The following is a 4,004-nucleotide window of genomic DNA, read 5'->3' as shown; positions in this document are numbered from 1 at the left end:
CCCAAGAGAAGACTCGAACTTCCACACCCTTGCGGGCGCTAGGACCTGAACCTAGTGCGTCTACCAATTCCGCCACCTGGGCGTCGCTTTGCTGTATCATTCTGTTGCATCGCTGCAACGAGAAGCGAATTATAGACATAATTCTGAGGGTGTCAATGGCTCAAACCTCAAAAAAGCAAAAAAGTCCTTCCCTCCGCGAACAGGATCCGTTCCTCGAGAGGGAAAAACTCAAATATTCCAATCCCTTGCCCAGCCGCGAGTTCATCATGCAGATTCTCGCCGAGCAGGGGGTGCCGTTATTCCCGGATGAATTGGCCGGCATGTTGTCGATTCACGGCGACGAATCATCCTTCTTCGAACGCCGTCTGCGCGCGATGGAGCGCGACGGCGAAATCATCATCAATCGCAAGGGCGCGGTCTGCGTCGCCCAGAAACTCGATCTGATCCGCTGCAAGGTTTCCGGCCACCGCGATGGTTTCGGCTTCGCCATCCCCGATGAAGGCGAAGGCTCGGGCAACGACATCTTCCTGCCCGAGCGCGAGATGAGGAAGGTGATGCACGGCGACCGCGTGATGGTGCGGCCGTCCGGCGTAGATCGTCGCGGCCGGCAGGAGGGCCGGATCGTCGAGGTGCTGGAGCACGCGGTGACCAAGCTGGTCGGCCGCATTCAGCACGAGCGCGGCGTGTGGGTGGTGCGCCCGGAAGACCGCCGCATCAACCACGACATCCTGATCGAGCCGGGCGGCGACGCCGGCGCCAAGGATGGCCAGGTGGTGATGGTGGACATTCTGCAGCAGCCGGATGCCCGCCATCAGCCGGTCGGCAAGGTGGCCGAGGTGCTGGGCAACTACGCCGATCCGGGAATGGAGATCGAGATCGCGCTGCGCAAGCATGCGCTGCCGCACCGTTTCCCGGACGACGCGCTGGCCCAGGCCAAGGAAACGCCGAAGAAGGTGCGCAAGAAAGACTGGACCAAGGACCGCGTCGATCTGCGCGAGCTGCCGCTGGTGACGATAGACGGCGAAACCGCGCGCGATTTCGACGACGCGGTATACGCCGAGAAGCAGGGCAAGGGTTACCGCCTGGTGGTGGCGATCGCCGACGTCAGCTTCTATGTGCAGCCGGGCGACGCGCTGGACAAAGAAGCGCTGGATCGCGGCACTTCGGTCTATTTCCCGCGCCGGGTGATCCCGATGCTGCCGGAGGCGCTGTCCAATGGCATCTGCTCGCTGAATCCAGACGTCGAGCGCATGTGCATGGTCTGCGACATGCAGATCAACGCCAAGGGCGAGGTCAAAAAGTACAAGTTCTATCCGGCGGTGATGCAGTCCAAAGCCCGCCTCACCTACAACCAGGTGTGGGATTGGCTGCAGAACGGTACCGACCATGCGATGCTGCCGCATGTGAAGGATCTGTACGCGCTGTTCAAGATCCTGCTGGCCGCGCGCGCCAAGCGCGGCGCCATCGAGTTCGACTCGGTGGAAACGCAGATGATCTTCAATGAGCAGGGCAAGATCGAGCGCATCGTGCCTATCGTGCGCAACGACGCGCATCGCTTGATCGAAGAGTGCATGCTGGCGGCCAACGTCTGTTCCGCCGACTTCCTGCAGAAGAACGGCCACAAGGCGCTGTACCGCGTCCATGAGGGGCCGACCGAGGAAAAGCTGGAAAACCTGCGCACCTATCTGCGGCTGGTCGGTTTGGCGCTCGGCGGCGGCGACAAGCCCTCCGCCAAGGATTACGGCAAGCTGGCCGAACAGATCCACGGCCGTCCGGACGCGCCGGTGCTGCAGACCATGTTGCTGCGCTCGATGCAGCAGGCGGTCTATACCCCGGACAACAACGGCCACTTCGGCTTGGCCTATGAGGCCTATACCCATTTCACCTCGCCTATCCGCCGCTATCCGGACCTGCTGGTTCATCGGGCGATCAAGGCGGTATTGAAGGGCGGCAAGTACAAGCCGGGCAAGTGGGCGCAGCTCGGCGTGCACTGCTCGATGACCGAGCGGCGCGCAGACGATGCCAGCAGGGACGTCGAGTCCTGGCTCAAGACCTACTATATGCGCGACAAGGTTGGCGAGATCTTCCAAGGCAAGATCAGCGCGGTCACCAGTTTTGGCGTATTCGTGCTGTTGGACGACGTATATGTCGAAGGACTGGTGCACATCTCCGAGCTTGGCAAGGATTACTTCCATTTCAAGAAGGATGTGCAAGCCATCATCGGCGAGAAGAGCGGCGTCCAGTACCGGCTTGGCGATGTGCTGACGGTCAAGGTGATGGGCGCCAATCTGGAGAACTCCCAGGTCGACTTCGCGCTGATCAAGGACCCTTCCTCGGCGCAAGAAGCGGGCGAGGGCGCTGCCGAGAAACGGATGGGCACCCGCTCCAGCCGCCGCCGCCGCGGCGGGAAGGGCGAAGGAAGCGCGGGGGCGCACGCTGTTGCAGCGGCACCGGCGAGTGGCGAGCCGCCTGAGTCGAAGCCGGCCGGTTTGCCGCCGGTGCCGGCGGGACGCAGGCGTCCCGCCCAGCCAGCCGGAGAGGGGAAGGCTGCTTCTGTGCCGGCGGCAGGCCAGACAGCCAAATCTGCGGAAGGCAAGATGTCAGCTGCAAAAGCTGAGAGCCCGGCGCCTGAGGCTAGCACCCCGGCAACCAAGCCTGCGGGCCTGCCGGCCGCGCCGAAAGGTCGAACCCGCTCGGCCAAGCCGGCTGTCGGCGAAGTCGGGAAGACGTCCGCTCCCGCTGCCCGGCAGACCGCCAAGCCGGCGGAGGGCCAAGCGCCGGCAATCAAAGGCGAAGGCGCGGCCTCCCAGCCCGCAAGCGCGCCGGCCGCGCCGAAGAGGCGTGTCCGTTCTGCCAAGCCGGTCGATGACAAGCCGACTGGGGGGGGCGCTCCCAAGGCTGCTCCGGCTGCTGCCAAGCCGCCGGTTCGTCGTCAGGCGGCGAAGGGCGGCCAGGATGCTCCGCCCCCGGCTGCGTCGGCTCAAGAGCCATCTCAAACGCAGCCGTTAGCGCGCAAGCGCGGCAGCGGCAGGAGCAATGCTAAGAAGCGTGCTGGCGAGGAGTGATCAGCTGCTATCTATATTAATAGGTATAAGCAAACCGGCTCGAATCCATGATTCGAGCCGGTTTTGTTTGGCGGAAACAGTTTCGGGATGTGGCTCAGGGGGGGGAAGCGTTTTACGTTTCCATGAAAATCCTTCCCGGAGCCTTTCCTTGTAAATCAGCGTCTTGCGTGGTTTACTCGAAGAAAGTTCATTTTTTCTCGCAAAAGGTGTTGACGGAGGTGGGGGCCGGGCGTATAGTTCGCCTCCTCAGCTGACGCAGCGAACGAAACAGCGGAAACGAAACGGTTCCGGTGATGACGACGCAGCGGATGGCACTGCTCTTTAACAGAACGAATAACCGATAGGTGTAAGTGCTTGGCGAAAGCCGAACACTTGCACTGCAAGAGACAAGAGATACTTGTTTATTTCTTTGAACTTGCGTGCCAGAAAATTTGCTTGAGATTGAACTGAAGAGTTTGATCCTGGCTCAGATTGAACGCTGGCGGCATGCTTTACACATGCAAGTCGAACGGTAACAGGGTGCTTGCACCGCTGACGAGTGGCGAACGGGTGAGTAATGCGTCGGAATGTACCGTGTAATGGGGGATAGCTCGGCGAAAGCCGGATTAATACCGCATACGCCCTGAGGGGGAAAGTGGGGGACCGTAAGGCCTCACGTTATACGAGCAGCCGACGTCTGATTAGCTAGTTGGTGAGGTAAGAGCTCACCAAGGCGACGATCAGTAGCGGGTCTGAGAGGATGATCCGCCACACTGGGACTGAGACACGGCCCAGACTCCTACGGGAGGCAGCAGTGGGGAATTTTGGACAATGGGCGCAAGCCTGATCCAGCCATGCCGCGTGTCTGAAGAAGGCCTTCGGGTTGTAAAGGACTTTTGTTCGGGAGGAAATCCCGCTGGTTAATACCTGGCGGGGATGACAGTACCGGAAGAATAAGCA

General features: G+C 61.1%; 1 tRNA gene, 1 pseudogene and 1 other annotated feature. Of the genes and pseudogenes, one reads left to right on the top strand and one right to left on the bottom strand.

The features are described 5' to 3' along the window. Nucleotides 1-82, bottom strand: a tRNA-Leu gene (locus tag ACY3GB_RS08245). Between the two features lie 73 nt (nucleotides 83-155). On the opposite strand from ACY3GB_RS08245, the pseudogene rnr reads away from it, so the two are divergent. Continuing rightward, nucleotides 156-2,471, top strand: a pseudogene (rnr, locus tag ACY3GB_RS08240) (ribonuclease R); the annotation flags it as partial. Between the two features lie 1,045 nt (nucleotides 2,472-3,516). Continuing rightward, nucleotides 3,517-4,004: a sequence feature (16S ribosomal RNA rRNA prediction is too short), on the top strand.

This window comes from Chromobacterium sp. Ag138, assembly GCF_055181315.1.
The sequence above is the reverse complement of the archived record's forward strand: the minus strand, read 5'-3'. Positions and strand labels throughout refer to the sequence as shown.